Origin of the sequence: Flavobacterium urumqiense (assembly GCF_900108015.1) — a bacterium.
In the GTDB taxonomy this organism is placed as follows: Bacteria; Bacteroidota; Bacteroidia; order Flavobacteriales; family Flavobacteriaceae; genus Flavobacterium; species Flavobacterium urumqiense.
The window spans coordinates 1-26,337 of record NZ_FNVP01000005.1 but is presented as its reverse complement, the minus strand read 5'-3'; the positions used below and the strand labels follow the sequence as shown (position 1 = coordinate 26,337).

Annotated in this window: 27 protein-coding genes and 1 tRNA gene; 21 read left to right on the top strand and 7 right to left on the bottom strand. The window is 33.3% G+C overall.

The window, feature by feature from the left end; all coding sequences use genetic code 11:
• Positions 1 to 2 precede the first annotated feature (2 nt).
• The 3 genes from C4S35_RS07560 (at position 3) to C4S35_RS07550 (ending at position 2,196) form a co-directional block, all read left to right on the top strand.
• Positions 3 to 539 (top strand): DUF4136 domain-containing protein, encoded by a 537-nt coding sequence (locus tag C4S35_RS07560; protein ID WP_103999604.1) that lies wholly within the window; start codon positions 3 to 5, stop codon positions 537 to 539.
• A 60-nt stretch (positions 540 to 599) separates the two neighbouring features.
• A complete protein-coding gene (locus C4S35_RS07555; protein ID WP_103999603.1) occupies positions 600 to 1,001 on the top strand; it encodes a group III truncated hemoglobin in 402 nt (133 codons plus the stop codon).
• A 61-nt stretch (positions 1,002 to 1,062) separates the two neighbouring features.
• The gene (locus C4S35_RS07550; RefSeq protein WP_103999602.1) at positions 1,063 to 2,196 is read left to right on the top strand and encodes an esterase-like activity of phytase family protein; all 1,134 of its coding nucleotides are present in this window, start codon (positions 1,063 to 1,065) and stop codon (positions 2,194 to 2,196) included.
• Positions 2,197 to 2,203: 7 nt separating this feature from the next.
• Here C4S35_RS07550 and C4S35_RS07545 read toward each other — a convergent pair whose 3' ends face one another.
• Positions 2,204 to 2,452, bottom strand: coding sequence for a hypothetical protein (locus C4S35_RS07545; RefSeq protein WP_103999601.1), 249 nt, complete (start codon positions 2,450 to 2,452; stop codon positions 2,204 to 2,206).
• 179 nt (positions 2,453 to 2,631) lie between these two features.
• On the opposite strand from C4S35_RS07545, the gene C4S35_RS07540 reads away from it, so the two are divergent.
• The 4 genes from C4S35_RS07540 to C4S35_RS07525 all read left to right on the top strand — a co-directional run bounded on the left by C4S35_RS07540 (position 2,632) and on the right by C4S35_RS07525 (position 8,308).
• Positions 2,632 to 3,819, top strand: coding sequence for a hypothetical protein (locus C4S35_RS07540; protein WP_103999600.1), 1,188 nt, complete (start codon positions 2,632 to 2,634; stop codon positions 3,817 to 3,819).
• Complete coding sequence (locus tag C4S35_RS07535; protein ID WP_103999599.1) at positions 3,816 to 4,301, top strand: three component ABC system middle component; 486 nt, start codon at positions 3,816 to 3,818, stop codon at positions 4,299 to 4,301. Before C4S35_RS07540 ends, C4S35_RS07535 begins: the two co-directional genes overlap by 4 nt.
• A complete protein-coding gene (locus tag C4S35_RS07530; protein WP_103999598.1) occupies positions 4,298 to 6,337 on the top strand; it encodes a DUF3732 domain-containing protein in 2,040 nt (679 codons plus the stop codon). The genes C4S35_RS07535 and C4S35_RS07530 overlap by 4 nt, the downstream gene beginning before the upstream one ends.
• Positions 6,338 to 6,550: 213 nt before the next feature.
• Positions 6,551 to 8,308: an aromatic amino acid hydroxylase gene (locus C4S35_RS07525; RefSeq protein WP_103999597.1), complete on the top strand. Its 1,758-nt coding sequence runs from the start codon at positions 6,551 to 6,553 to the stop codon at positions 8,306 to 8,308.
• A gap of 71 nt (positions 8,309 to 8,379) precedes the next feature.
• Here C4S35_RS07525 and C4S35_RS07520 read toward each other — a convergent pair whose 3' ends face one another.
• The 4 genes from C4S35_RS07520 to alaS form a co-directional block, all read right to left on the bottom strand.
• Entirely contained in the window at positions 8,380 to 9,000 is a 621-nt protein-coding gene (locus C4S35_RS07520) for a DUF4230 domain-containing protein (protein WP_091202430.1), read from the bottom strand.
• A 2-nt stretch (positions 9,001 to 9,002) separates the two neighbouring features.
• On the bottom strand, positions 9,003 to 9,959 hold the full coding sequence (locus tag C4S35_RS07515) for a GSCFA domain-containing protein (RefSeq protein ID WP_103999596.1): 957 nt from the start codon (positions 9,957 to 9,959) through the stop codon (positions 9,003 to 9,005).
• A gap of 206 nt (positions 9,960 to 10,165) precedes the next feature.
• On the bottom strand, positions 10,166 to 10,321 hold the full coding sequence (locus C4S35_RS15980; RefSeq protein ID WP_244175224.1) for a GxxExxY protein: 156 nt from the start codon (positions 10,319 to 10,321) through the stop codon (positions 10,166 to 10,168).
• 181 nt (positions 10,322 to 10,502) lie between these two features.
• Positions 10,503 to 13,169, bottom strand: coding sequence for an alanine--tRNA ligase (alaS, locus tag C4S35_RS07505; protein ID WP_103999595.1), 2,667 nt, complete (start codon positions 13,167 to 13,169; stop codon positions 10,503 to 10,505).
• A 331-nt stretch (positions 13,170 to 13,500) separates the two neighbouring features.
• Between alaS and C4S35_RS07500 the strand changes: the two genes are divergently transcribed.
• The 12 genes from C4S35_RS07500 to C4S35_RS07445 all read left to right on the top strand — a co-directional run bounded on the left by C4S35_RS07500 (position 13,501) and on the right by C4S35_RS07445 (position 23,047).
• On the top strand, positions 13,501 to 14,478 hold the full coding sequence (locus tag C4S35_RS07500; RefSeq protein ID WP_103999594.1) for a M23 family metallopeptidase: 978 nt from the start codon (positions 13,501 to 13,503) through the stop codon (positions 14,476 to 14,478).
• A gap of 100 nt (positions 14,479 to 14,578) precedes the next feature.
• Entirely contained in the window at positions 14,579 to 14,911 is a 333-nt protein-coding gene (locus C4S35_RS07495) for a MerR family transcriptional regulator (protein ID WP_103999756.1), read from the top strand.
• 54 nt (positions 14,912 to 14,965) lie between these two features.
• Complete coding sequence (locus C4S35_RS07490; protein ID WP_103999593.1) at positions 14,966 to 15,559, top strand: LemA family protein; 594 nt, start codon at positions 14,966 to 14,968, stop codon at positions 15,557 to 15,559.
• Between the two features lie 9 nt (positions 15,560 to 15,568).
• The gene (locus C4S35_RS07485; RefSeq protein WP_103999592.1) at positions 15,569 to 16,006 is read left to right on the top strand and encodes a TPM domain-containing protein; all 438 of its coding nucleotides are present in this window, start codon (positions 15,569 to 15,571) and stop codon (positions 16,004 to 16,006) included.
• On the top strand, positions 16,006 to 16,815 hold the full coding sequence (locus tag C4S35_RS07480; RefSeq protein ID WP_103999591.1) for a TPM domain-containing protein: 810 nt from the start codon (positions 16,006 to 16,008) through the stop codon (positions 16,813 to 16,815). Before C4S35_RS07485 ends, C4S35_RS07480 begins: the two co-directional genes overlap by 1 nt.
• A 177-nt stretch (positions 16,816 to 16,992) precedes the next feature.
• Positions 16,993 to 17,406, top strand: a complete 414-nt coding sequence (locus C4S35_RS07475; protein ID WP_103999590.1) for an RrF2 family transcriptional regulator — start codon at positions 16,993 to 16,995, stop codon at positions 17,404 to 17,406.
• 457 nt (positions 17,407 to 17,863) lie between these two features.
• Positions 17,864 to 19,012, top strand: coding sequence for a porin (locus tag C4S35_RS07470; RefSeq protein ID WP_103999589.1), 1,149 nt, complete (start codon positions 17,864 to 17,866; stop codon positions 19,010 to 19,012).
• A gap of 10 nt (positions 19,013 to 19,022) precedes the next feature.
• Positions 19,023 to 19,970: a PstS family phosphate ABC transporter substrate-binding protein gene (locus C4S35_RS07465; RefSeq protein ID WP_103999588.1), complete on the top strand. Its 948-nt coding sequence runs from the start codon at positions 19,023 to 19,025 to the stop codon at positions 19,968 to 19,970.
• A 97-nt stretch (positions 19,971 to 20,067) separates the two neighbouring features.
• Entirely contained in the window at positions 20,068 to 20,961 is an 894-nt protein-coding gene (gene pstC / locus C4S35_RS07460) for a phosphate ABC transporter permease subunit PstC (protein WP_103999755.1), read from the top strand.
• 12 nt (positions 20,962 to 20,973) lie between these two features.
• The gene (pstA, locus tag C4S35_RS07455) at positions 20,974 to 21,813 is read left to right on the top strand and encodes a phosphate ABC transporter permease PstA (protein ID WP_103999587.1); all 840 of its coding nucleotides are present in this window, start codon (positions 20,974 to 20,976) and stop codon (positions 21,811 to 21,813) included.
• The gene (gene pstB, locus C4S35_RS07450) at positions 21,810 to 22,571 is read left to right on the top strand and encodes a phosphate ABC transporter ATP-binding protein PstB (RefSeq protein ID WP_103999586.1); all 762 of its coding nucleotides are present in this window, start codon (positions 21,810 to 21,812) and stop codon (positions 22,569 to 22,571) included. Before pstA ends, pstB begins: the two co-directional genes overlap by 4 nt.
• Before the next feature lie 224 nt (positions 22,572 to 22,795).
• Positions 22,796 to 23,047 carry a hypothetical protein gene (locus tag C4S35_RS07445; protein WP_103999585.1) on the top strand — a complete coding sequence of 84 codons (252 nt, stop codon included), beginning with the start codon at positions 22,796 to 22,798 and terminating at the stop codon, positions 23,045 to 23,047.
• A 65-nt stretch (positions 23,048 to 23,112) separates the two neighbouring features.
• Here C4S35_RS07445 and der read toward each other — a convergent pair whose 3' ends face one another.
• The gene (gene der, locus C4S35_RS07440; RefSeq protein WP_103999584.1) at positions 23,113 to 24,423 is read right to left on the bottom strand and encodes a ribosome biogenesis GTPase Der; all 1,311 of its coding nucleotides are present in this window, start codon (positions 24,421 to 24,423) and stop codon (positions 23,113 to 23,115) included.
• Between the two features lie 107 nt (positions 24,424 to 24,530).
• Between der and C4S35_RS07435 the strand changes: the two genes are divergently transcribed.
• Positions 24,531 to 25,028: a hypothetical protein gene (locus tag C4S35_RS07435; RefSeq protein ID WP_103999583.1), complete on the top strand. Its 498-nt coding sequence runs from the start codon at positions 24,531 to 24,533 to the stop codon at positions 25,026 to 25,028.
• Between the two features lie 215 nt (positions 25,029 to 25,243).
• Here C4S35_RS07435 and era read toward each other — a convergent pair whose 3' ends face one another.
• Positions 25,244 to 26,125 carry a GTPase Era gene (gene era / locus C4S35_RS07430; protein WP_103999582.1) on the bottom strand — a complete coding sequence of 294 codons (882 nt, stop codon included), beginning with the start codon at positions 26,123 to 26,125 and terminating at the stop codon, positions 25,244 to 25,246.
• A 117-nt stretch (positions 26,126 to 26,242) separates the two neighbouring features.
• Between era and C4S35_RS07425 the strand changes: the two genes are divergently transcribed.
• A tRNA-Met gene (locus tag C4S35_RS07425) sits at positions 26,243 to 26,315 on the top strand.
• Positions 26,316 to 26,337: the final 22 nt, after the last annotated feature.

The following is a 26,337-nucleotide window of genomic DNA, read 5'->3' as shown; positions in this document are numbered from 1 at the left end:
TCATGAAAGCAATTAAACTACTTCCCGTACTTCTACTTTTCGTAATTGCATCATGCACTTCCGTAAAAGTATATTCCGATTATGATAATAATGTGGATTTCAATCAATACAAAACGTATGCTTTTCATAAAAAAGGTATAGATAGAGTTGAAATTTCAGAATTGGATAAGAAAAGAATCCTCAATGCCATAGACACAGAATTAAGCAGAAAAGGAATGACCAAAAGTGAAAATCCAGATTTACTGATTAATATACTAACAAAAGAAAGAGAACGAATAGATGTAAACCAATACAATGCCGGATGGGGTTATGGATGGGGTTGGGGCTGGAATCCCTACTTATGGGGAGGTCGTAGCACTTATGTTACCTCATCAACGGAAGGAACATTGTATATTGATTTAATTGATGCCAAGAAAAAAGAATTGGTTTGGCAAGGCGAAGGAATTGGCTATTTAACTGAAAACCGCAATGAAAAAGAAAAACAAATCAATGAATTTGTGGCTAAAATTTTAGAGCAATTCCCGCCGAAAGCGAAATAGTTTCCCATCAGATTCAAACATAAAAGCTTACCTTTGCGTAGGCTTTTTTTATACCCAATCATGACACTACAAACCGACATTACTACGCTCGAAGATATTAAATTGCTCGTTGATACTTTTTATTCCAAAGTTCAAAAAGACGAATTTATTGGACCTATATTCAACGAAAAAATAGGCAACCGCTGGCCAGAACATTTAGAAAAAATGTATCGTTTTTGGCAAACTATTTTACTCGAAGTTCATTCTTATTCCGGAAGCCCATTTCCGCCACACAAACAATTGCCAGTTGCTAAAGAACATTTTGATCGTTGGATGGAAATTTTCACGGAAACCACTGACAGCTTATTTTCTGGTCCATTAGCTGAAGAAGCTAAACTTCGCGCAAAAAATATGGCTGAAATGTTTAATTACAAAATTGACTACTTCCGCAATCTTGAGAAAAATCAAACAAACAATTCCTAGTATTAGAGTGGCTTTTTAATCCAAAATATGTTCCTTTTTGCAAACAGCAACACATTCTTTTATGCGCAATTTATTATTACTTGTCGGTTTACCAGCTCTTCTTTTTTCTTGTTCCAATTTAAAGCAAACGGCTGAAAACAAACCAAATCCGAGTTTAAAATTAATAAGCTCCATTGAAATTCCTTTTGACAAAACTTTTCAAAATACTAAAGTGGGCGGTTTATCAGGAATCGATTATGATGCAAAAAATGATTTGTATTATTTGATCAGTGATGATCGATCAATGTTCAATGATTCAAGATTTTATACTGCAAAAATTCGTTTGCTCGAAAATAAAGTAGAAGGTATCGATTTCCAAAGTGTCACCACTTTAAAAAATGAAACCGAAAAAGTGTATGGCAATTGGAACACCACGCCAACTACTTCAGCAGACCCGGAAGACATCCGATTCAATCCAAAAACGAACACTTTGGTTTGGAGTAGCGAAGGCGCACGAGTGATTACTGCAGATAAAGAAGTTTTACAAAATCCTTCTCTAAATTTTATGGATTTAAAAGGTGATTTTTTAGGAAACATAACCTTGCCAGAAAATTTGGCAATGCAAAAACTTGAAAAAGGTCCAAGAAATAACGGCACATTAGAAGGGATAACTTTTGACAAAAAATATAAAAATATCTATACTAACATTGAAGAACCTTTGTTTGAAGACGGCACCCAAGCCAATACCAGCAAAGGGGGTTTGATCCGGTTGTATCAATTTAATGTCAAAACAAAAAAGAACACCGCTCAATTTGGCTATCAACTCGAACCTATTGCTCGTGAACCTAATCCGAAAGGCACTTTTGCAGTGAATGGCGTTTCGGCAATTCAGTATTATGGCAAAAATCAGTTATTGGTTGTGGAACGTTCCTATTCTACCGGTACACAAGCCTGCACGGTGAAAGTATTTTTGTGTGATTTAAATAAAGTAACTAACATAAAAGATTACCCTTCCTTACAAAACCAAAAATTGGAATTGGTTTCTAAAAAACTGATGCTCAACATGGATGATTTGGGAATTTTTGTTGATAATATCGAAGGATTGACTTTTGGGCCAAAATTGGCAAATGGTAATCAATCTCTACTATTTATATCTGACAATAATTTTTCAGACAAACAGAAAACGCAGGTTTTGGTGTTTGAAGTGTTGGAGTAATAAATTACTATTTCGCCAAAATATAACTTCGAACTTGTTCTGAAGTATAGGTTTCCGTTCCATCTACAACAGATTGACTAATAGATTCAATATGTTCTATATATTGGGATTTAGTCAAAGATTTGCCATCAAGACTATATGCAACAATAGGATTTCCATTTAAAACGACATCTATTTGCTCCAATAAATTTTCATCTGGAACAGCTATTAGTTTTTTGATTATCTGATTTTTATACGCCTCAAGATTCATAATCATTTTATTTTATAGAGTAAAGATACAAATTCTTAGAAGAGGAAATTTACTTTCTACAAAACCGATTCTTTCATTTTTGTTGATAACTTAGAAGTAATCTTTTTCTTAAATAGGGTATATTAGCGATTGAAATATTTTTTTCCTTTTTTTTAATAAATTGAGAAAATTAAATTAAACAATCAATGAACAAAAAACTATCATTCTCATCTCCTGAACCCACTGGGGCCATTATTACACAGTTTTTAATCGCTGTTCAAAAGTGCTTTGAAATGAAAGTAGATAATTGTGTTTATATAGAAACCGATGGTGATGTCAGTATTTTCAATACATCAAATAATGAAAACAATAAACAAATAGAAGTAAAAGAATATTTTGATCCATTAACTGATTCACATTTAAATTTTTGGAAAACATTAAATAATTGGATGAATCCTAAATTTAACCATGAAAAATATAATGAATTAGTCATACTAACTACTCAAGAAATTGGTGTAAAATCAATTTTTAACAAATGGAATGATTTAGATCTCGATTCGAAGTATGCTGAATTAAAAAACATAGTGGTTAAATCTAATGGAAGATTCATAATGAGAGAGAAAGAATGGAAAAATGGCGATAAAAAAGTCACTAAACCAAAATCTTTAAAATTGATGGAAAATATTCTGGAAACCAATAATGAAGTTAAAATAAAAAATATTATCAATAAAGTCTTCATTATTGATTCGGCAACTAAAAGAGATTTACTTCCAAAAGAGATTATTGAAAGAGAATTAAAACATATTCCAGAAAACAACAAAAATCAAGCTTTTAATTCTTTATTAGGTTTTGTAATTAGAAAAGAGATTTACAATGTAGGATGGGAAATAAGTTATTCTGACTTCATTCAGGAGTGTAAAGATATAAATCAAAGATTTAAAGAAGAAAGTATTTTATTTCCAATTATAGATTCCTTTAAAGAAACTAATGAATTTGAAATAGAAGAGAAAAAAAGTTATGCATTTGCAATAAAAATCGAAGAAATTAAGCATGAAGAAGAAGTGATTATTGAAGCAATAAGTGATTACTGTTTCACGATTAAAACATTAATGTCTGAATTTAATCATAGAAGTTCAAAATTAAAATCAGTGAAAAGTTATGAAAGTGATTTATTAAGAACATTCAAATCAAAACATAGAATTGCTTCAAATAATTGTAATGTAAATAAAACAATCCGTGAATCACAAATTTTTTATGATGAAACAATTAGTGCTCCTGTCCAAAGTTTTGACATTTTTAACGACACCCCCATGATTTATAGAAATGGAGTGATTCATAATTTAATAAATGAAAATGATAATTTATATTGGAAACTAAATCCTAAAAACTCATGAGTAAAACTATTGATAACATTTACACTTTATATAACAATCCATTTTTATTAACACCAATCATTGTTAAATTTTATGAATCATACAAAGGAAAACAATCCAAAGACTTATTGTTAGCTTATCTTGTTTTACCGATTGTTTTATATGAAGAAAGTAGTAAAGTATTAATTACTAAAAATAAGAATAGAGAACTACGAACATTTATCAATTATGAAAAAGAAAAACATAAAAAAAATAACAAACTATTTGGTCTACCTGACAGAGTTGACGAATATAAAAAAATCACCAACTTATGCATTCAATATGCAATAGATAGAGGGAATTTAAAAATAGAAGATGATTTGTCTATTTTGTTTTTAAAAAATGATTTTTTAAACGACAATACAATTATTCATTTTTTAAAAGCATCTGAAAATTTTGCAGAAATGCTTAAAAAAGAAAAATTAATGCATATTTACTTAAAACTAGGAATTAAAAATTTATGAAATCATCTGTTAAATATATTGCCGTAATAGATACTAATGACACAATACACCATGTTGAATTCAAGGAAGGAGTAAATGTCATTACAGGAAAATCGTCCACAGGTAAAAGCGCAATGATTGAGATATTTGATTATTGTTTCGGAAGTTCAGAATACAACATTCCGGAAGGGATAATAACTCAAAAAGCTCTTCTGTATTTTACTGTTATGAAAGTAAAAGATTCTTTTTTAATTTTAGCTAGAAGTACGGACAAAAAGAAAGCTAAATATTTTGAAGAAACAAATATTGAATTTGTAAATAATATTGACAATTTTAACGCTGAATACTTTAACTCAAAAGAATTTAGCGATTTATCAACTTATAAAAAAGATTTAGGAAAATATTTCGGTATTGACATTGTTGATACCGACATAGATTTGGAAGACAGAAAAAGAAGAAATAATAACGCCAAAAAAGAGGCTCCATCCGTTAGACACTTTACTTCATTTATGTTGCAACATCAAAATTTAATTGCAAACAAGCATGCTTTATTTTATAGATTTGATGAAAAAGAGAAAAGAGACCAAACTATAGAACAATTTAAAATTTTTATGGGATTTGTAGATGGTAGTTATTTTCCCAAAATGCAAACTTTGGCTGAAAAAAGGAGAGAATTAAAAACCAAAGATTTCAATTTAGACAAACTAAAAGATTACAACGAAACCAAAGTTATACAAATAGACAATTTACTTGACGATTATGAAATAACAACTAATAAAAAATTAGTCGATGAAAGAGGTATTGATATTGTTTTAAAACCAAAAGAGTTTCTATTTAAATTAGAAAATAAAAAAGTAGAAACTTCTGAAGGAAATAATGAGAATGTTTCGCTAAGAAATAGTCTACAAAAAGAATATAATTCTAAAATTGCTGAAATAAGAAAGACACAGAATGTATTAAGTAACATTGATGTCTCCATAGTTTATGTCGATGAATATAAAAAACAGAGCAATAATATTTCTAAAATTCAGGATTCTAATGTAAATGACACAATCTGTTATTTCTGTGGAGAAGAACACAATCAAATGAAAGTAGAGCAACAAAAATTAGTTGAAGCTGTAAACTGGTTCAATAATGAAATGGAAAAATCTTCTTACACCATAGAAACTTTTGTGAGCAATAAAAAACAAATTGAACTAAATATACAAGCTCTAAAAAAGGAATCATTTGAAATAAAATTGAAGCTTGAACAGTTTAACAAAATAATTAATGAACTCAATAATAATAAGAGCGAAGAAGAACAAGCAAGAAAAATTATTTATAAAATTGAAAGTATTTTAGAGAGCCTCCAAGATAGTAACATTCTCTTTTTAGAACAGGAGATAGAGGAAATAAAAGATAATATTAAATTAATCGAAGATGATATTAAAGATAATTATAATGTAGATAAAAAGGAAAATCTAGCAATTAGACAAATAAATCAACAAATGAATTTATTTGGTAAAGAATTAGATTTTGAACCATTTTATAAAAAAGATTTAAATTTAAAATTTGATCTAAAAACATTTGATTTGTACCATCTTTCAAAAGAAGATAAAATTGAAAAAAAAATATATTTACGCGCAATGGGAAGTGGTGCAAATTGGCTTTATAGCCACGTATCTTTATTTACGAGCCTTTTATATTATTTTTGTTCTTTAAAAGATAAATGTTTAATTCCTCCTATTTTATTCATTGATCAACCTAGCCAAGTTTATTTTCCAAGTCAAATTGATAATGAAGAAAAATTCGATCCAGAAAAACTTAAAACTAAGATTTCTAATGAAAAGGATAATAACGCAAAAATAGTTAAAAGTGCAAATGAAGATGTTACTTCTGTAACTAATTTATATAATCAATTAGTTATATTTTGCGAAGACACTCTTAAAGAAACGGGAATAAAACCTCAAATTATAATTACTGACCACGCTGACCATTTAAATCTAAATACAAAAGGTATAACTTTTGAAAGTTTAGTTAGAGAAAGATGGAGAAATAGAGGATTTATTCAGGAGTAAAAAAACCAATTATCCCCCAACTCCCCTAGCCCCGAGTGAAATGAAAAGCTTTTTGCGAAAGCCGTTTTGGTTTTTCTAGTTTATAAAAAGCGACCAAAGGAAGCTCTTTTATGAACTTCAGAAAAACAAACGGGTTTGCAAAAACTTGCAATGAAAAGCGGGAAATAGCTCCTGAAATTCGTACTTTTGCACTATAACTACAAGGTTTTCGATATGAACTCAACTATAGTAAGCAATCCGTTATTAGACCGATTGCCAAAGCACTTAAAACAATTCATCAAACCTCAGGATTATAGCGATTATACGCCCATAAATCAAGCGGTTTGGCGTTATGTGATGCGCAAAAATGTAGCTTATTTATCAAAAGTGGCGCATAGTTCCTACCTGGAAGGATTGAAAAAAACGGGAATTGAGATTGACAATATTCCGAGCATGTATGGCATGAACCGTATTTTGACCGAAATAGGTTGGGCAGCGGTTGCGGTAGACGGATTTATTCCACCAAATGCTTTTATGGAATTTCAGGCGTATAATGTGCTTGTAATTGCTTCCGACATTCGTCAACTCGAACATATAGAATACACGCCTGCACCGGATATTATTCACGAAGGTGCAGGTCATGCCCCTATTATTGCAAATCCGGAATATGCAGAATACCTGCGTCGTTTTGGAGAAATAGGGTGCAAAGCGATTTCTTCGCACAAAGATTACCAAATGTATGAAGCCATCCGACTGCTTTCTATCCTGAAAGAAGCCGAAGATACACCGCAAGCTGACATTGATGCTGCCGAAAAAGCGGTGGAAGATTTGCAGAATAACATGGGCGAATTATCTGAAATGGCGCAAATAAGAAATCTGCATTGGTGGACTGTGGAATATGGTTTGATTGGAACTATCGACAATCCAAAAATTTACGGTGCCGGACTGCTTTCATCTATTGGAGAAAGTGCGTGGTGTATGACGGATAATGTGAAGAAAATGCCTTATGACATATCAGCAGCGAATCAGAGTTTTGACATTACAAAACTGCAACCTCAACTTTATGTCACTCCAGATTTTGCGTATTTAAGTTTGGTTTTGGAAGAGTTTGCCAATAAAATGGCATTGCGCACCGGAGGATTATCAGGAATCAATAAGCTGATTCATTCGAATGCTTTAGGAACGATTGAACTGAGTACTGGAATTCAGATTTCGGGAGTTTTTACCAATGTTATTGAAGAAGAAGGAAAACCTGTTTATATACAAACTACAGGAAAAACAGCATTATCATATCGAGAAAAAGAATTAGTGGGTCATGGAACGGCCAAACATCCGCAAGGTTTTGGAAGTCCTATTGGGAAATTAAAAGGTATAAATCTCGCGATTGAAGACATGAGTCCAAGAGATTTAAGCGCTTATTCCATCACTGAAAGTAAAACCGTAACACTTGAATTTGAAGGAGATATTACCGTAAAAGGAGAAATTATCACCGGATCAAGAAATCTGCACGGTGAAATAATTTTAATCAGTTTAAAGAATTGTACAGTGACACACGGAGAAACTATTTTGTTTCAACCGGAATGGGGAATTTACGATATGGCTGTTGGTAAAAAAGTGATTTCGGCTTTTTCAGGTCCTGCTGATGTAAATAGTTTTGATATGATTTCGCATGTTCCAACCAGTAAAACCATTAAAGCAAAACATACCGCAGAACGCGATGATTTAGAGGTTTTATACCAAACAATTCGTAACATGAGAGAAACCAAGGATACGGAAACTTCTTTGGCACCAATTTTTGAAAAATTACGAGATAATCATCCAAACGATTGGTTGCTGGCTGTTGAAATCGCAGAGCTTTTGAAGGACCGAAACGAACCGCAATTACTACAGGAAATAATGGTTTATCTCGATCAATTAAAACAAAAAAGACCTGAAGTAGCGCATTTGATTGCTGGCGGTTTGGATTTAATTTTCGACAAAGAGAAAGCGTAAAAAATTTAACCGCAACTTTAGCAATTTTTAGCATTAGCTAAAATCTCTTTATTTGCGGTTCATTTTTTAAATTATAATTTAATTTGCTTTCCAAAATCTTTTTCGCTTTCAATTACTTTTCCTTCGTATTGTAATTTCCAACCCATGGTGTTGGTCAGAATCAATATTTTGGACAATTCGCTTATCAATCGATTTTGAGCATTTGTTTTTAGTGACGATTTTTCAATTTTCTTGGCTAAATTTGCTTTTACAGATTTATTAATTTTATTGTAATCATCTCCAGTAAATGGATTCAATTTACTTTGTTCGACGTTGTAAAACTGAATATCAGGGCTGATTTTTATTTCTTCTTTGGGAATACTAATAATTGTGATTGTTTTATTTTTTTCATCAATATCGTATTTCATTTTGTGCAAATCATAGGCAACAGTTACATCGGCATTGACAATCACTAATGCTTTTTTCTCGAATGAAAGCATATCCAATAAGTATTTCTGCTGATTCTTATAGGTAATCACTTCTGAGAAATGACCTTCAGTAACAACTAATTTTCCAACATTTAGAATTTGTTGTTGAATGAGATTAGTATTGTAACTGATGTCTTCATCATCGTTTTTCTTAAAGTCACAAAATTTGAATAATAAAAATATTCCACCGATAACTGCTATTGCAATAAGTATTCTTCTAAGCATAATTAAAATTTCATGAATGAATATTCTGATTCCAATTTAGTGATTTTTTCTCTGACTTTAGACTCAAATTTCAAATGACTTTCGGAATTCGGATTAAAAGGCTTGTGCGAAAGACTTTTTTGAATAGTTGAAACTTCATCCATCGTAGTAAAAGCAGTTTCAGAAATCGTAGTTTCCTTAAAACGTTTCCAAATATAATTGATGGCCACTTGATTAGGATGTAACATATCTTCGGCATAAAAACGGTAATCCCGAAGTTCATCCATCATGATTTCGTAGCTGGGAAAGTATTCGGTATTCATTTTGCAGTCTTCAGTATCTAAAACGCTATGAATAGCCGAAATCAAGTTAGATTTGCTCCACTGATTTTCGACAAAACCATCTTTGATGTGACGTACCGGCGAAACCGTGAAAATAATATTGCAATCCGGATTTACAGCATGTAGTAATTTTACTGTATTTGTAATACTTTTTTTTATTTCTTCAACAGAAAGTAATTCTTTTTCGAACAACTTTTGTGGCACTTTATGGCAATTCGCCACAATAGAATCGCTTTCAATATTTCGATATACCCACGACGTTCCATAAGTGATAATGAAATGTGTTGATTCGGTTATTTGTTGATTTGTTGATTTGATTATTGCGTTTAATGATTCTAATAATTCCTCTTTACTTGAATTACTCGAATCAGAATGCACATCAAAACAATGCCATCGTTCATCGTGAAAAAAAATGTCGTTTTCTGTAAATTGCTTTTTGGAAACAGCAAAATCTATTAGTTTTTCAATCGCCAACGGATGGAATAAAATCCCAAATGGATTACAACTATTTTGAAACTTAAAATAGTCCAGTTTCTCCGCCATATTTACAGCAAAACATGAACCCAAAGAGAGAATTTTAGAATTATACTGTATTGGACAATTACTTTTGGAAATGGGGATTTGGGTTCTGAAGTTCATATTTATTTCTCGCAAAGTCGCAAAGACACAAAGGTTAGAGATTATTTATAATTCTTGTAATTCCGATTTTAATTAGTGGTTCGTTGAAATTACGTAACAAGTCCAATTTCACTCCTGTAATTTTCAGATACGTTAAAATTACTTTGGATTTACATTAGCAATTTGTTCAACTAATTTTATTTCTAAAATGACTTTATTTTCTAATATCAGGAAGTTCTAAATCCAATACCTAATTTTACTTTGTCACAAACAACGGAAAATGGTTTTTGACTTTCAACTATTAATCCTCTTTTTGTTAACTTACAAAACAAAATACCTTCATAAACTGATTCTAATAAACCCGGACCAAGCTTAGTGTATATTTTGTAAAAAACATCAACAACAATTTATGAAATCTCGTTTTTCAATCATTTTTTTATTTCTCGCTACTACATTAAAAAATCTCGCAAAGTCGCAGAGCTATTATTAACGGATATTTTTAAATATTTATCCAAAAATACTTTGCATTTCTGAGACTTTTCGAGACAAAAAAATACGAGATTATTACTTTACAAACTCAATTGCCTTCTCCAAAGCTTGCTGAATTCCAGCTACATTCTTCCCTCCTGCTGTCGCAAAAAACGGTTGCCCGCCGCCGCCACCTTGGATAAATTTACCCAATTCGCGAACTACTTGCCCAGCATTTAGGTTTTTCTCCGCAACTAATTCTTTAGAAACATAACAGGTTAACATTGGTTTTTCTTCCTCGGCTGTAGCCAAAACCAAAAATAAGTTATTTCCTAAATTTCCTAATTCATACGCTAAATCTTTTGCTCCTTCCGGATTCAAATCCACTTGTTTTGCCAAAAATTGAACACCGTTTATTTCCTGAATTTCAGCAATTAAACTTGATTTCAAATTTTTAACTTTGTCCTTCACCAAAATCTCAATTTGTTTGGCCAATTTGGCATTTTCTTCCTGCATCAAATGAACGGCTTTCAAAATATCCTGAGGATTTTTTAACGCTGTTTTCACTTCATTTAATGTATTTTCATACGAAGCAAAATGTGCTTTCACAGCATCACTCGTAATCGCTTCAATACGACGAATTCCCGCAGCTACCGCTCCTTCAGAAACGATTTTGAAATGCCAGATTTCAGCCGTGTTTTTGACGTGAATTCCACCGCATAATTCCATGCTTTCACCAAATTTTATGGCACGTACATTATCTCCGTATTTTTCACCAAACAACGCCATTGCGCCTTCTTCTATAGCTTGTTGAATTGGAATATTTCTTCTTTCTATAAGTGGTAATTGTTCTTGAATTCTTGCGTTTACAAAATCTTCCACTTGTTGCAATTCGGTTTCTGTCATTTTAGAAAAATGAGAAAAGTCAAAACGCAAATAATTTGGATTTACTAAGGAACCTTTTTGTTCTACATGAGTTCCAAGAATACTTCTCAACGCCTGGTGCATTAAGTGTGTAGCAGAATGATTTCTAGAAGATAAACTTCTCAAATCCTGATTTACTTTAGCAACAAAACCAGCGTTTATATTTTCCGGTAATTGTTTTGTAAAATGCAAGATCAGGTTATTTTCTTTTTTAGTATCGATGATTTCAATCGTTTCATTTGCAGAAACCAAAGTTCCTTTATCACCCACTTGCCCACCACCTTCTGGATAGAATGGCGTGTTATCTAAAACGATTTGGTATAAAATCCCGTCCTTTTTACTGTCAATTTTACGAATACGAGTGATTTTTACGTTACTTTCTGATTGATCGTAACCCACAAATGTTTCTACATTTCCTGAAATCAACACGGACCAATCTTCGGTAGAAAGTTCTGATGCAGCGCGGGAACGATTTTTTTGAGCTTGCATGGCAGTGTTAAAACCTGCTTCATCCAGTTCCAATCCTTTTTCTTTAAGAATTAATGCTGTTAAGTCAATTGGAAATCCAAAAGTATCATATAATTCAAATGCTTTAGTACCGGAAATCCTCCCCAACCCTTCCGACGGAAAGGCTTTTTCCTCCTCGATAACTTTATCTAACAATTGTAATCCTTGGTCTAACGTTCTTAGGAACGATGCTTCTTCTTCGCGAATTACATTCGTAACCAATTGTTGTTGCGATTTGATTTCTGGAAAAAATTCACCCATTTGATTGGCTAAAACGGCTACCAATTGATTGATAAACGGTTCTTTAGTATTCAAAAACGTAAATCCGTAACGAATTGCACGACGTAAAATTCTACGAATTACATAACCTGCGCCTGTATTGGATGGCAATTGTCCGTCGGCAATAGCAAAAGCCACGGCACGAACGTGATCGACCACTACACGAATAGCGATATTGGTTTTATTTTGCTCTTCGCTCTCTTCGACTCCGCTCAGAGTAACATTATTCGGTGTATATTTTAATCCTGTAATTTGTTCTACTTTTTCAATAAGTGGCGTAAAAACATCCGTGTCATAATTAGACGTTTTTCCTTGTAATGCCATACACAAACGCTCAAATCCCATTCCGGTATCCACGTGTTTTGCTGGCAATTTTTCCAGAGAACCGTCTGCTTTACGGTTGAACTCCATAAATACGTTGTTCCAGATTTCCACTACTTGTGGGTGGTCATTGTTTACCAAACTCTTTCCTGATACTAAAGCTTTCTCTTCAGCAGAACGAATGTCAACATGAATTTCTGAGCACGGTCCACAAGGTCCTTGGTCGCCCATTTCCCAGAAATTATCTTTCTTGTTTCCAAGAATGATTCGGTCTTCATCAATCAATCCCTTCCAAATATCCCAAGCTTCCTGATCGAACGGTACATTTTCTTCTGGATTCCCTTCAAATACGGAAACGTATAAATTTTCTTTTGGGATTTTATAAACTTCCGTCAAAAGTTCCCAAGCCCAGTTGATGGCTTCTTTTTTGAAATAATCCCCAAAAGACCAGTTCCCAAGCATTTCAAACATGGTATGGTGGTAGGTATCAAAACCTACATCTTCTAAGTCATTGTGTTTTCCTGAAACACGAAGACATTTTTGTGTATCGGCAATTCTATTGCTTTTTGGCGTGGCGTTCCCAAGGAAATATTCTTTGAACTGCGCCATTCCTGAGTTGTTGAACATCAGGGTTGGATCATCTTTTAGAACTATGGGTGCTGATGGAACGATTAAGTGTCCTTTTGATGCGAAAAAATCTAGAAATTGTTTACGTACGTCTTGTGATGTCATTTTTATTGTTTAATCGGTTATTAGTTAATTTATATAATCGATTGTATCGCAAAAACGAATAATCAAATCAACGAATTAACATTTTGCCCCAGATAGCAGTGAAAAGCTTCGCGGTTTTGAAATTTATTTTTTCTTGAGATAGCAGAGCGACCGGAGGAAGCTCCTGCTGGCTCATTAGAAAAAAATATTTCAAGACGAGAACTTGCAACGAATAGCTGGAATAGGCACATTATTATATTTATTCCTGAAAAAAGGGTTGAACAAATGAAACATTTATTAAATTTGTTCGACTAACCTTTTAAGAAGGTGCAAAAATAGGGTATTTTAAAATATGGCGAAAGTAAAATATTATTACGATTCCGAAAATCTAGCATACCGAAAAATAAAAGTAAGAAAAAGAAAGAAATTTGGCGTTGTAGCCTTATTTTTAATCGCATCGGCATTGTTCGGATTTTTATGTTTTATAGTTTTATTGAACACTCCGTATTTTGAAACGCCAAAAGATCGTTTGCAAGCGCGTGAAATTGACAATTTGAAGTTGAATTTTTCTATTTTAAATAAAAAAATGGATCAGGTTGATGGTGTTGTTGAAGACGTTGAAGATAGGGATAATAATTTATACAGGATCTATTTTAATACTTCTGCGATTCCTGACTCCGTGCGAAAATCAGGTTTTGGTAATATCAATCGCTATAAAGCATTAGAAGGTTATGACAATTCTCAGCTGGTAATCAATACGACAAAAAGAGTTGATGTGCTTAGCAAAGAATTGGCAATTCAGTCGAAATCTCTGGATATTATTTTAGACTTAGCAAAAGCAAAAAATAAATTATTGGCAGCTATTCCAGCTATTCAGCCCGTAAGGAATGAGAATTTAAAACAATTGGCGTCTGGTTTTGGATATCGAACGGATCCTTTTACTAAAGCGAGAAAAATGCATAAAGGCATGGATTTTAGTGCAAATACAGGAACTCCCATTTATGCTACGGGAGATGGCGTAATAGAGAAGGCTGATAATACGGCGTCAGGCTATGGAAATCATATTGTAATTAAACACGGTTATGGTTATGAAACCTTATATGGGCACTTAAGTAAATATAAAGTTCGGGCTGGACAACATGTAAAACGCGGCGATATTATAGGATATGTGGGCAGCACTGGGAGATCCGAAGGACCGCACTTACATTATGAAGTACACAAAGATGGGAATGTTGTAAATCCATTAAATTTTTATTACGGAAATATTTCAGCAATTGAGTATGTTGCCATTTCAAAGTTGGCTAACCAAGAAAATCAGTCATTAGACTAACACAAAAATAGTGTTCAGTGTTCGGTTGGCAGTGTTCAGTAAGAAGATAAAAAATAGTATTCAGTGGCTAATTCAACTGGACAAAAAAAATAAAAACAATATGCATATTGAACTTTCTAAAGATAAAAGGTATTACGGCATTGGTGAAGTGGCCAAAGCATTTGATGTGAATGCCTCACTGATTCGTTTTTGGGATAATGAATTTGATATCCTTAAGCCGAAAAAAAATGCCAAAGGAAATCGCATGTTTACTCCTGAAGATGTGACTAATTTACAACTGATCTTTCACTTGGTAAAAGAAAGAGGTTTTACACTGGAAGGTGCCAAAACACATTTGAAAGAAGGCCAGAAGAAAACCTTGGATAAATTTGAAATTATTCGAAAACTGGAAACCATACGAACACAATTATCAAACATTAAAAATCAACTGTAGATTGTTGATTGCAGATTTTATAAAATTAAACACTAAACTTTAAATTAAACAAAAATGGATTTTAAAAAATTTTTACCGTGGATTATTGCAATAGTTGTAATTATTGGAATTTATAGCTGGGTTAAAGGGATAAACAATACCGCAGTAACTTATGAACAAAACATCAACGAATCTTGGGGTAATGTTCAAACTTCTTACCAAAGAAGAAATGACCTTATTGGAAATTTAGTAAACACTGTAAAAGGAGCGGCTGATTTTGAAAAATCAACTTTGACTGCCGTGATTGAAGCACGTGCCAAAGCTACAGCGATAACAATTGATCCAAAAAACATTACTCCGGAACAATTAACACAATTTAATCAGGCTCAAAGTGGCGTGAGTAGTTCATTGTCTCGCTTATTGGTATCAGTGGAGAGATATCCTGAATTGAAAGCCAATCAAAATTTCCTGAAATTACAGGACGAATTGGCAAGTACTGAAAATCAAATCTTAACGGCCAGAACTCGTTTTAACGAGGCAGTTAAACCTTACAACACACATGTCAAAACATTCCCTAATTCTTTATTTGCAGGCATGTTTGGATTTAAAGAAAAACCATATTTTGAAGCTGCTGTAGGTGCCGAAAAACCTGTTGAAGTAAAATTCTAATCCAAAACAATGTCAAAAGTAGAAAATTTTTTAACGCAAGAAGAAGAACTCGCCATTGTTGAAGCCATTCGCATGGCTGAAAAAAATACTTCTGGCGAGATTAGAGTGCATATAGAAAAAACAACTTCCAAAGTTCCTTTTGACAGGGCTTTGGAAGTTTTTCATGAATTGAGAATGGACGAAACCCAACTTCAAAATGGCGTTTTAATTTATTTGGCTGTCGCTGATAAAAAATTTGTGATTTGCGGAGACAAAGGAATTAATGACCTTGTCGCTGATGATTTTTGGGATACTACAAAAGAAATTATGAAAAACCATTTTAAAAACGGAAATTTCAAACAAGGACTTATTGATGGAATTTTAATTGCTGGTGAACAATTGAAAAAATATTTTCCTTGGCAGGATGGCGATACTAATGAATTATCAAACGAAATATCTAAAGGATAATGATTTTACTTAAAAAGAATACCAAAATTTTCCTAACGCTAATAGTTTGTTTTTTATTTACACAAATTAGTTTTGCTCAATTTACCATTCCTGATAAACCAAGTTTTCAGACTTCTGTTTATGATTATGCTACTGTTTTAAGCGCAACCGAAAAAGCACAATTAGAAGAAAAACTTATTAAATATTCTGATTCAACTACAACCCAAATTGTCATTATTACCATTGAAAGCCTTAAAGGCGAAGACATAGGTATTCTTACGCCAAAATGGGGACAACAATGGGGAATTGGAGGAACTGCAAAGGACGATAATGGTGTCCTTATTTTATTAGCTAAAGCCGAAAGAAAAATTTGGATTTCTGCTGGTTATGGACTTGAAGATCGTTTATCTGCTGGAATAGGCGGCGAAATTACCCGAAATATTATTATTCCAGAATTTAAAGCCGGAAGTTATTTCAGAGGTCTTGATAAAGGTACCGATGCTATAATTGATGTTTTTAAAGGGAAATATAAAGGGGAACGAAAACAAATTAAAGGAAAAGAAAAAGGTTTTCCAATTATGCCAATTATAGTTATTGTCATCATTATTCTTGTACTAATTTCAAGAAATAAAGGTGGAGGTGGAAATTCCGGTAACAGAGGTGGCGGACCTAGTTTGCTAGATGTTCTCATTCTTAGTAGTCTAGGCAGAAGCAGTGGTGGTGGCTTTGGAGGTTCTTCCGGTGGTGGTTTTGGAGGTGGCGGTGGCGGCTTCGGCGGAGGATTTGGCGGCGGAGGTTTCTCCGGCGGTGGATCTGGCGGAGGTTGGTAAGTGGCAATATTTAGCCTCACTATCACTATCCCGTTCTATGTGTGAAATAAACACATTGATGATTGAAATTACTAAGTAAAAAACAAGGGTTACTTTAAATTATAAATAGTTTCTATTTTTTATTTTTAAATATTTGCAGAGTCTAACCAATCAAAAAACATAAATCAATTACATTAAATGCTTTCACATAAAGCCAAATACGCGCTCAAAGCATTACTGTTTTTAGCGCAACAAGACGAAAATCACATTTCCAGAACTATTGAAATTGCTGAAGCAGCTTCTATTCCAAAAAAGTTTTTGGAGCAGATATTATTGGACTTAAAGCGGGGATATTTCGTAGGAAGCAAACAAGGTAAATTTGGCGGTTATTATCTTTTAAAATCCAAAAACGAGATTACTTTGGCTGATATTCACCGATTATTTGATGGTGCAATTGCACTACTTCCATGTGCATCATTAAATTTTTATGAACCCTGTTCCGATTGCACAAGTGAGTCTGAATGCCTGTTACGACACGGATTGATGACTATAAGAGACGAGACTTTGAAAGCTATGCAGGGCATTACTATAGCGTCATTAGTAAAAAAATAAAAAAATATATCTTAAACTCTACTAATTTTATAGAATTAGTAATATATTTGCCTCGAATTTAATAATTAATTAACAATCCAAATTTAAACATATGAAAACGTATGTCAACACGTTCGTTATTTTAAATGAACAAAAAGGAAACAAGCAACTAATTGCAACTAATAAAGAGCGTAATGAAATGATGTGTATGTGCCAGTAAAAAAATTTAATTTAAACTCTACTTATTACATATAATTTATATAATATATTATTCATGAAAATTAATTTTCTTAAAAAAGGTTTGCTAAACCTAGATTTAAATACAACCCTTCTTTTTAATTTCAAAAATGTGTGCATTTTCTATTATATGTGCCCTCGGGCATAAGAACACTTTAGGGGAATTTTAGTTGAAAAACATAGTTCCATCAAAAAAATAGATAGTTAAACACAAAGAAAAAAATTAAAAAAAAAATATAAAATGAAAGCTAAAAAAATACTGTTCCTTGTAATCGTCTTTTTTACTATTGGAACAGCGACAGCACAATCATCTGATGATGTGCTTAATTTATTAATCCAAAAAGGGCTAGTGAAACAAAATGATGCAGACTCGATTCGTGCGGATTACGCTTTCAAACAACAAGAAGTAAAAGAAAAACAAAAATTATTTAATGTCCTTTCCAGTCGAAATATAAATATTGGTGGCTACACACAAGTGCGCTATCAATCCTTGCAAGAACCAGGAAAAGCTGACGGATTTGATATAAGAAGAGCCAGGTTAGACATAAAAGGTAATTTTTCTGCGGAATGGGAATACCGATTACAAACAGATTTCGCTATCAATACAAAAATAATAGATGCCTATTTTGTTTACAAACCTTTTGATTACTTAAAAATAACCGGTGGACAATTTCTAATTCCAAATTCATTAGAAAGCACTACTTCAGATAGTTCACTTGAAACAATAGATCGTGCACAAATAAGTGGTTTAACAGGAAGAAATAAAGATGCATTAGGAGATCAAAATGGTCGTGACATAGGACTTCAAGCTAGTGGTAGCTTATTCAAAACAACCGAAAACCGTTTTCTTTTAGATTATTATTTGGCTTATTTCGATGGACAAGGAATTAACATTGCCGGAGATAAAAACGAATCTAAAGATATTGCTGTTAGAGTTGTAGCACATCCTTATCAATTTTTAGATTTTGGTGTCTCCTATTCTAACGGGTACGACTGCTGGACAACACCGGCTATAAACCAAGATCAAATTCGCATTGGCGCAGATGTAGCGGTAAACTATAACGACTTATCCATAAGAGCTGAATATTTACAAGCACAACAAGGTACTTATATTGTAAACGGGGTAAACAGAGATCTTCTTAAGGACGGTTGGTATGCACAAGTGGGTTATTTTTTTCTACCAAAAAAACTTCAATTTGTAGCGAAATACGATACATACGACCCAACAAAAAACAATCCCAAGAATGACATTACTTCATTCTACACCCTTGGTGCTAATTTATATCCAAACAGTTTTGTAAAATTTCAAGTCAACTACAAGCACAAAAGCGAACAAGGGTTTTCAATCAATAAAGATGAAATTATAGCACAATTGCAATTAAAATTTTAAAAAAAATAAAATGAAAATATCTAAAATATCATTCGTAGCCGTACTAATTTTATTATTGGTAAATGCAACTACTACAAAAGTAGGTGCACAAGATTTAAAAGGAAATATAAGCATATCTGGGGCTTTTGCCTTGTATCCAATTACTGTAAAATGGGCAGAAGAATTCAAGAAAATCAACCCAAATGTCAAAATTGATATTCAAGCCGGAGGAGCAGGAAAAGGAATAACCGATGTATTATCTAAAGTAACCGACATAGGATTGGTTTCTCGAGACCTAAATGCAGCAGAGTATAAAAAAGGAGCTTTTGCCGTGGCAGTAACTAAAGATGCTGTAATCCCGACTATAAGTGCTTCAAGTCCATACAGAAAAGTGTTATATGAAAAAGGAGTGAAAAAGGATGCTTTCAATCATATTTTTATTACTGGCAAATACAAGACTTGGAATACTTTAGGATTCAAAAGTGAAGCTCCAATACATGTATATACACGTTCGGATGCATCGGGCGCAGCAGAAACTTGGGCAAAATATTTCAATAAAAAGCAAGAAGATTTACAAGGAGTAGCTGTGTTTGGTGATCCAGGATTGGCGCAAGCTGTAAAAAGAGACCCGTCAGGATTAGGTTTTAATAATATTGTATATATCTATGATGCCAAAACAAATAAACCAACGAACGGAGTAGTTCCTGTTCCAATTGATTTAAACAACAATGGAAAATTAGATCCAGATGAAAATTTTTATGATGATGTCGATCAGTTGATTGCTGCTATTGTTGCCGGAAAATATCCTTCTCCTCCTGCAAGAGATTTGTATTTTGTAACTGTAGGAAAACCAAAAAATCCAATCGTAAAAGAATTTATAAAATACATTCTTACTGATGGACAGAAATTTGTTCAGGAAGCAGGCTATATCAAGTTTTCCAAAGAGAAAATTGCAAAAGAGTTAGAAAAGGTAAAATAATATTCTTTTAAATCCCCAATATCCACCCTAATGCAACTCCTTTTAACCATTAGCGGCTTAAAACGCAGTTTATTAGGGTGGTTTTACTAAAATGAAAATGAAAAATATAAGATTACTAAAAGATCGTTTCCTCAGTAAAGCATTTTTAACACTCACCATACTATCCATATTTACAGTAGTTTTAATAGGTCTTGGTTTGTTTTACAAATCATTACCACTTTTGCATAGCACCTCATTGTGGAATCTATTATCGTCATCCGAATGGAAACCGTTTAAGGAAACTTTTGGGTTTTATCCTTTTATAGTGGGTACATTTTGGGTAACAGGAATTGCCATAATTATAGCCCTACCGTTATCCATGCTTACTGCAATCTATCTTTCGGAATATGCAAACATTCGGGTTCGGAAATTGGTTTTACCATTAATCGAATTACTATCAGGAATTCCACCGGTTCTTTTTGGAGTTTGGGGTGTATTAGTAATCGTTCCTTTAATCCAAGATAGAATTGCACCTTATTTTATTGAATTTACAACTGGATATTCCGTTTTGGCAGGAGGAATTGTATTAGCGATTATGATTTTTCCGTTGATTATAAGTATTCTGATAGAGGTGTTTGACAACGTTCCACAGGAATTAAGAGATGCGTCTTCTGCACTAGGAGCAACGCAATGGCAAACTACTAAAAAAGTACTTCTTAGAAAATCAGTCGATGGAATTATAGCTTCAGTAGTGCTCGCAATTTCGAGAGCTTTTGGTGAAACTATAGCCGTTTTGATGGTTTGCGGAAATTTGGCACAAGTTCCTAAAAGCGTATTCGATTCAGGCTATCCTTTACCTGCTCTTATAGCTAACAATTACGGAGAAATGATGTCTATTCCCATGTATGACTCGGCGCTGATGTTTGCCGCTTTACTCCTATTTGTCATTATCTTTTTATTTAATGCGATTTCTAGAATTATTTTATTTAGAATTGAAAAAAGAACCAACTAAAACCCATCAAAAATGAGAAAAACAGAAGAAAATATATTTAAATTTTTGATGATACTCAGTACAATCATCATTAGTAGCACCTTATTCCTGATACTGTACACCATTTTTTCAAGAGGTGTCGGATCGTTGAGTTGGAATATGATTTCAAAAATACCGGAGGGAGGCTTTTATATTGGCAAAGGCGGTGGAATTCTGAATGCCATAATTGGATCTGTCTATATTACTTTCGGTTCCACCTTATTGGGGCTTTTAGTGAGTATTCCAATTGTCATTTACATCAACGTATATGCAAAAAAAAATTCATTATTAGCGAATATCACCCGATTGAGTTATGACATTTTGTTCGGGATTCCCTCAATTGTTTATGGGGCTTTTGGTTTCGCCATAATGGTTTATATGGGATTAAAAACTTCCCTTTTAGCAGGAATAATAACTGTAACGCTGATGATTATTCCCATATTGGTTCGAGCCATAGACGAAGTGGTAAGAGTCGTTCCTGAAGATATGAGCAACTCCGTATATTCTCTTGGTGGCACGCGTTATGAAACCGCAAAAATCTTATTACGACAATCAATCCCTGGAATTATTACTGCGATATTATTATCATTTGGCAGAGCAATTGGTGACGCTGCCTGTGTGCTTTTTACTGCTGGTTTCACAGATAGCATTCCAACATCACTTGACCAACCAGCAGCTACCTTGCCTCTGTCAATATTTTTCCAATTGAGTAGTCCGATTCAAGAAGTTCAAAACCGAGCGTATGCTGCAGCAACTATTCTTACCATAATTGTTTTAATCATTAGTATAGCCGCAAAAATTGCGAGCAAAAACCTTTCAAAAAATATAATATGATCATTCAACCTCACATAAGTATCCAAAATTTAAACGTACACATTGGAGAAAACCACATCCTAAAAAATATCAATTTGGACATTCCGGATAAAAAAGTTACTTCATTAATAGGTCCTTCCGGTTGTGGAAAGACAACCCTTCTTAAAACGATGAACCGGCTACTCGACCGTCAAACCGATGTGCGTGTGGAAGGAAAAGTTTTAGTAGACGGCGAAAACATTTATGATCCAAAAGTGGAAGTAACTCACATTCGTAAAAAAATGGGATTGCTCTCTCAAAGACCATTTCCATTACCCATGAACATTTATGACAACATTGCTTACGGACAACGAATTCATGGAAATAACAACAAAAAAGACCTGGACGAAATCGTCGAAAAACATCTGAGAGGTGTCAATCTTTGGGACGAAGTAAAAGACCGCTTAAAATCTCCCGCCACTCGATTATCCATCGGGCAACAACAACGATTGTGTTTGGCAAGAGGACTTGCTATCGAACCCGAAATTATTTTGGGTGACGAACCAACATCAGCGTTAGATCCAATTTCTACGCAGCACATCGAAGAATTATTTTTGCAACTTAAAGAAAAATACACCATTGTATTGGTAACACACATACTTCGTCAAGCGCGCAGGGTTTCGGATTATATTGGATTTGTGTACATGGGAGAAATAATAGAATTTGGTCCAACGGAAGAAATATTATTAAACCCAAAAGAAAAACTAACAAGAGATTATGTAAAAGGTTTCTTGAGTTAGAAAGAAATACATTTATAAAATACAATTGACACAAAAGGTAGGAGAAATCAGGACTTTTTCTATTTAAAATATATTCACATCTAAATCATAGTATTTTTGTAGAAATCATAAAAGAAAATTCCTTTTAAAAAAATACTGCTTTCACTTCAATTTTAAGTATTGATTAATAGTATATTAACTAAATTTTTAACATTTCTGGCGTAAATTTAATAAAAGATATAGCCATGAAAAATTTTGCAATCAAACTTGTGTGGTTTACCACCATTTATGTTTTTGTATTTGCCGCTTTATGTCAAACTGACGTTACTTTGCCGGTATTAATGACCCTATATTGCATTGGTATACCATTAATCTTATTTATGGTATATACAGTTCTACATGATGATTACGAAACGGTTAGAACTTTTAAAGATTGGTACGGTGACCATCCAGTGAAAACTTTAGAAGAAGAAGAAGAAGAAGAAGAAGAGAATTAGAATTATTCCATTTCTGATCAATTAATTTAAGTTAAAAAAAAATCCCGATTTCTCGGGATTTTCTTTTATTTCTCTCTAATGTAAATATCGATTGGTACTCCTGAAAAGTCCCAATTTTCTCTAATTTTATTTTCCAGATAACGTTTGTATGGTTCTTTTACATATTGTGGCATATTAGCAAAAAACACAAATTGCGGTGTTGGCGTTGGCAATTGCATGCAATATTTAATTTTTACATATTTCCCTTTTGTTGCTGGTGGCGGATATGCTTCAATAACTTTCAACATAAATTCGTTGAATTTTGACGTAGCGATACGTTGTTGTCTGTTTTCAAAAACTTTTACGGTTGCTTCTAATGCTTTTAATAAACGTTGTTTCGTTAAAGCAGAAACAAAAAGAATAGGCACATCCGTAAATGGCATTAATTCTTCTCTAATTTTAGCTTCATAATCACGAGTTGACATCGTTTCTTTTTCAACTAAATCCCATTTGTTCACTAAGATTACAACACCTTTTCTGTTTTTCTCAGCCAACCAAAAAATACTTTGATCCTGACCTTCAAATCCACGAGTGGCATCAATAATCAAAATACATATATCTGCATGTTCAATTGCACGAACCGAACGCATTACCGAGTAAAACTCTAAATCTTCCTTTACTTTCGCTTTACGACGAATTCCTGCCGTATCGACTAAGTTAAATTCGAAGCCAAAACGGTCAAATTTTGTATCAATAGAATCACGAGTAGTTCCCGCAATATCAGTAACAATATAACGTTCTTTACCAATTAAAGCGTTGATAAAGCTCGATTTTCCAGCATTGGGACGACCTACAACTGCAAAACGAGGCAATACAACTTCTTCCTGAGTTGGTTCTGGTTTTACAGGAAAGGCATCAATCAATGCATCCAATAAATCTCCTGTTCCACTTCCTGAAATACTGGCAAATGTATAATATTCGCCCAAGCCAAGATTGTAAAACTCAATCGCATCTTTCTCACGCATCGCATTATCCACCTTATTTACTGCAAGTAAAACCGGTTTCGTTACTTTACGCAACAATCTCGCAACCGCGTCATCCATAGGAGTAATACCTTCCTCTACATCAACCACAAAAATGATTACATCGGCTTCATCGATAGCAAGTTCAACTTGTTTACGGATTTCTGCTTCAAAAACGTCATCCGATCCACGAACATATCCTCCCGTATCAATCACAGAAAATTCTTTTCCGTTCCATTCGCTTTTTCCGTAATTTCTATCACGGGTCACACCCGAAACCGAATCTACAATCGCTTCTCTTCTTTGTATCAATCGATTAAAAAGTGTCGATTTCCCTACGTTTGGTCTACCTACAATGGCAACAATGTTATTCATAATGCTAAATTCAAATATTTTGCAAAGGTAGTGTTTAATACCATGATTATCAATTTTTTTGGTATATTAGCATTACCTTATCATTTAATTCTTACAATATTATTATTATGGATAGCAATAATGAACTAAGACTTCGTTTACGATTTTACAAAGATGTTCCAGAAAACGTTGATAATTTGTGCCTTAAATTCAAGAATCACACACAAAAAATCTCCGAGGATTATTCGATAAAAATCGAAAGATCACATATTTGGCTGGATATAAAAGGTCCGAAAAAAGTGTACTATTCCCCTCACTTACACTTACAATTAGAACCTAAAAGCGACACCGAAACGCACATAAGAGGTTTGTTTGGTCCCGATCCCACATTATGGACCTTTTTCATGTTTCTCCATTTTATAATTGCCGGTGTATTTATAATTTTTGCAGGCATAGCCTATTCTGATTATATTTTAAAAAACTCCGTAACATTCGATTTGACAGTCATGGCACTTATGGTTTTCTCATGGTTTTTAATGTACCTCATTGCAAAACAAATCAGGCAAAACGGAAATAATCAAATGAATGAATTAGAAACGTTATTCTTAAAAATTATAAAATCTTAGTTTTATTAGGAGCAATTCCAGCACTTCATTACAACTCCTCGTTCGAAATGCTTTTTTTCTAATGCGTTTTCAGCAGCTTCCTTTGGTCGCTCTGAAAACACAAGAAAAAATTGCATTCTCACTGCGGGGTTTTCATTTCGATCTGGGCTAAAAAAAAATCAATATCAGAAATTGAATTCCAATATTGATTTTAAAAATTTTAAGTTATTTAGGATTTACTGATTGTAACCAAAACGTTTCAACATATTAGCGTTGCTTCTCCAGTTTTTATTCACTTTCACCACTAACTCAATATGAATTTGTTTTCCAAAGAATTTTTCTAAATCCACACGCGCTTCCATTCCTACTTTCTTCAAAGCAGCACCTTTGTGACCTATAATGATTCCTTTTTGAGTTTCACGTTCCACCATAATCAGAGAACGAATTCTAATGATATTTTCATCTTCAAAAAACTCTTCTGTAACAATTTCTACTGCGTATGGAATTTCTTTGCTGTAATTCAATAAGATTTTCTCACGGATTGTTTCGTTTACAAAAAAACGTTCCGGCTTATCTGTCAATTGGTCTTTTGGATAATAAGCCGGTGATACAGGTAACAATTCTATTATTCTTCCAAAAACTTCTGGCACATTAAAATTCTGCAATGCTGATATTGGAAAAATTTCAGCATTAGGCACTTTCGCAGCCCAGAAAGCAACTTGCTCTTCTAACTGCACTTGGTTTGAAGTGTCAATTTTGTTCAGTAAAAGCAATACTGGGATTGTAGCGTGAATAATTTTATTAAAAAAAGCTTCATCTTTCAAATCTTGCTCTCCTATTTCTACCATATAGATCAAAACATCAGCATCTTCAAAAGCCGACTTAACAAAATTCATCATCGATTCCTGCATTTCGTATGCTGGCTTAATGATTCCTGGCGTATCGGATAAAATCATCTGAAAATCTTCCCCATTTACAATTCCAAGAATTCTATGACGAGTTGTTTGTGCTTTAGATGTAATAATTGACAATCGTTCTCCAACAAAGGCATTCATTAATGTTGATTTCCCAACGTTTGGATTTCCTATGATATTTACAAAACCTGCTTTATGTGACATTTCTATTATAATTTATTTTGCAAAGGTAGTTATATCAAGTCAATAGATAAAATAAAACATTTTTTAAAAATTTTATTGGAAATACGGAAATTCGTTGTACATTTGCACCCGAAACAACGCGGGATAGAGCAGTAGGCAGCTCGTCGGGCTCATAACCCGAAGGTCACAGGTTCGAGTCCTGTTCCCGCTACTAAGAATTTTATTGAAATTAC

Bases quoted from the DNA above. Each gene is read 5' to 3' on its own strand.
- C4S35_RS07485 (WP_103999592.1), top strand. From the start codon at position 15,569: ATGTCAAAAGTAGAAAATTTTTTAACGCAAGAAGAAGAACTCGCCATT.
- C4S35_RS07475 (WP_103999590.1), top strand. From the start codon at position 16,993: ATGCTTTCACATAAAGCCAAATACGCGCTCAAAGCATTACTGTTTTTA.
- C4S35_RS07515 (WP_103999596.1), bottom strand. From the start codon at position 9,959: ATGAACTTCAGAACCCAAATCCCCATTTCCAAAAGTAATTGTCCAATA.
- C4S35_RS07500 (WP_103999594.1), top strand. From the start codon at position 13,501: ATGGCGAAAGTAAAATATTATTACGATTCCGAAAATCTAGCATACCGA.
- C4S35_RS07560 (WP_103999604.1), top strand. From the start codon at position 3: ATGAAAGCAATTAAACTACTTCCCGTACTTCTACTTTTCGTAATTGCA.
- C4S35_RS07445 (WP_103999585.1), top strand. From the start codon at position 22,796: ATGAAAAATTTTGCAATCAAACTTGTGTGGTTTACCACCATTTATGTT.
- C4S35_RS07495 (WP_103999756.1), top strand. From the start codon at position 14,579: ATGCATATTGAACTTTCTAAAGATAAAAGGTATTACGGCATTGGTGAA.
- pstA (WP_103999587.1), top strand. From the start codon at position 20,974: ATGAGAAAAACAGAAGAAAATATATTTAAATTTTTGATGATACTCAGT.
- C4S35_RS07480 (WP_103999591.1), top strand. From the start codon at position 16,006: ATGATTTTACTTAAAAAGAATACCAAAATTTTCCTAACGCTAATAGTT.
- C4S35_RS07550 (WP_103999602.1), top strand. From the start codon at position 1,063: ATGCGCAATTTATTATTACTTGTCGGTTTACCAGCTCTTCTTTTTTCT.
- C4S35_RS07435 (WP_103999583.1), top strand. From the start codon at position 24,531: ATGGATAGCAATAATGAACTAAGACTTCGTTTACGATTTTACAAAGAT.
- C4S35_RS07535 (WP_103999599.1), top strand. From the start codon at position 3,816: ATGAGTAAAACTATTGATAACATTTACACTTTATATAACAATCCATTT.
- era (WP_103999582.1), bottom strand. From the start codon at position 26,125: ATGTCACATAAAGCAGGTTTTGTAAATATCATAGGAAATCCAAACGTT.
- C4S35_RS07530 (WP_103999598.1), top strand. From the start codon at position 4,298: ATGAAATCATCTGTTAAATATATTGCCGTAATAGATACTAATGACACA.
- pstC (WP_103999755.1), top strand. From the start codon at position 20,068: ATGAAAAATATAAGATTACTAAAAGATCGTTTCCTCAGTAAAGCATTT.
- alaS (WP_103999595.1), bottom strand. From the start codon at position 13,169: ATGACATCACAAGACGTACGTAAACAATTTCTAGATTTTTTCGCATCA.
- C4S35_RS07555 (WP_103999603.1), top strand. From the start codon at position 600: ATGACACTACAAACCGACATTACTACGCTCGAAGATATTAAATTGCTC.
- der (WP_103999584.1), bottom strand. From the start codon at position 24,423: ATGAATAACATTGTTGCCATTGTAGGTAGACCAAACGTAGGGAAATCG.
- C4S35_RS07525 (WP_103999597.1), top strand. From the start codon at position 6,551: ATGAACTCAACTATAGTAAGCAATCCGTTATTAGACCGATTGCCAAAG.
- C4S35_RS07540 (WP_103999600.1), top strand. From the start codon at position 2,632: ATGAACAAAAAACTATCATTCTCATCTCCTGAACCCACTGGGGCCATT.
- pstB (WP_103999586.1), top strand. From the start codon at position 21,810: ATGATCATTCAACCTCACATAAGTATCCAAAATTTAAACGTACACATT.
- C4S35_RS07545 (WP_103999601.1), bottom strand. From the start codon at position 2,452: ATGATTATGAATCTTGAGGCGTATAAAAATCAGATAATCAAAAAACTA.
- C4S35_RS07465 (WP_103999588.1), top strand. From the start codon at position 19,023: ATGAAAATATCTAAAATATCATTCGTAGCCGTACTAATTTTATTATTG.
- C4S35_RS07520 (WP_091202430.1), bottom strand. From the start codon at position 9,000: ATGCTTAGAAGAATACTTATTGCAATAGCAGTTATCGGTGGAATATTT.
- C4S35_RS07470 (WP_103999589.1), top strand. From the start codon at position 17,864: ATGAAAGCTAAAAAAATACTGTTCCTTGTAATCGTCTTTTTTACTATT.
- C4S35_RS07490 (WP_103999593.1), top strand. From the start codon at position 14,966: ATGGATTTTAAAAAATTTTTACCGTGGATTATTGCAATAGTTGTAATT.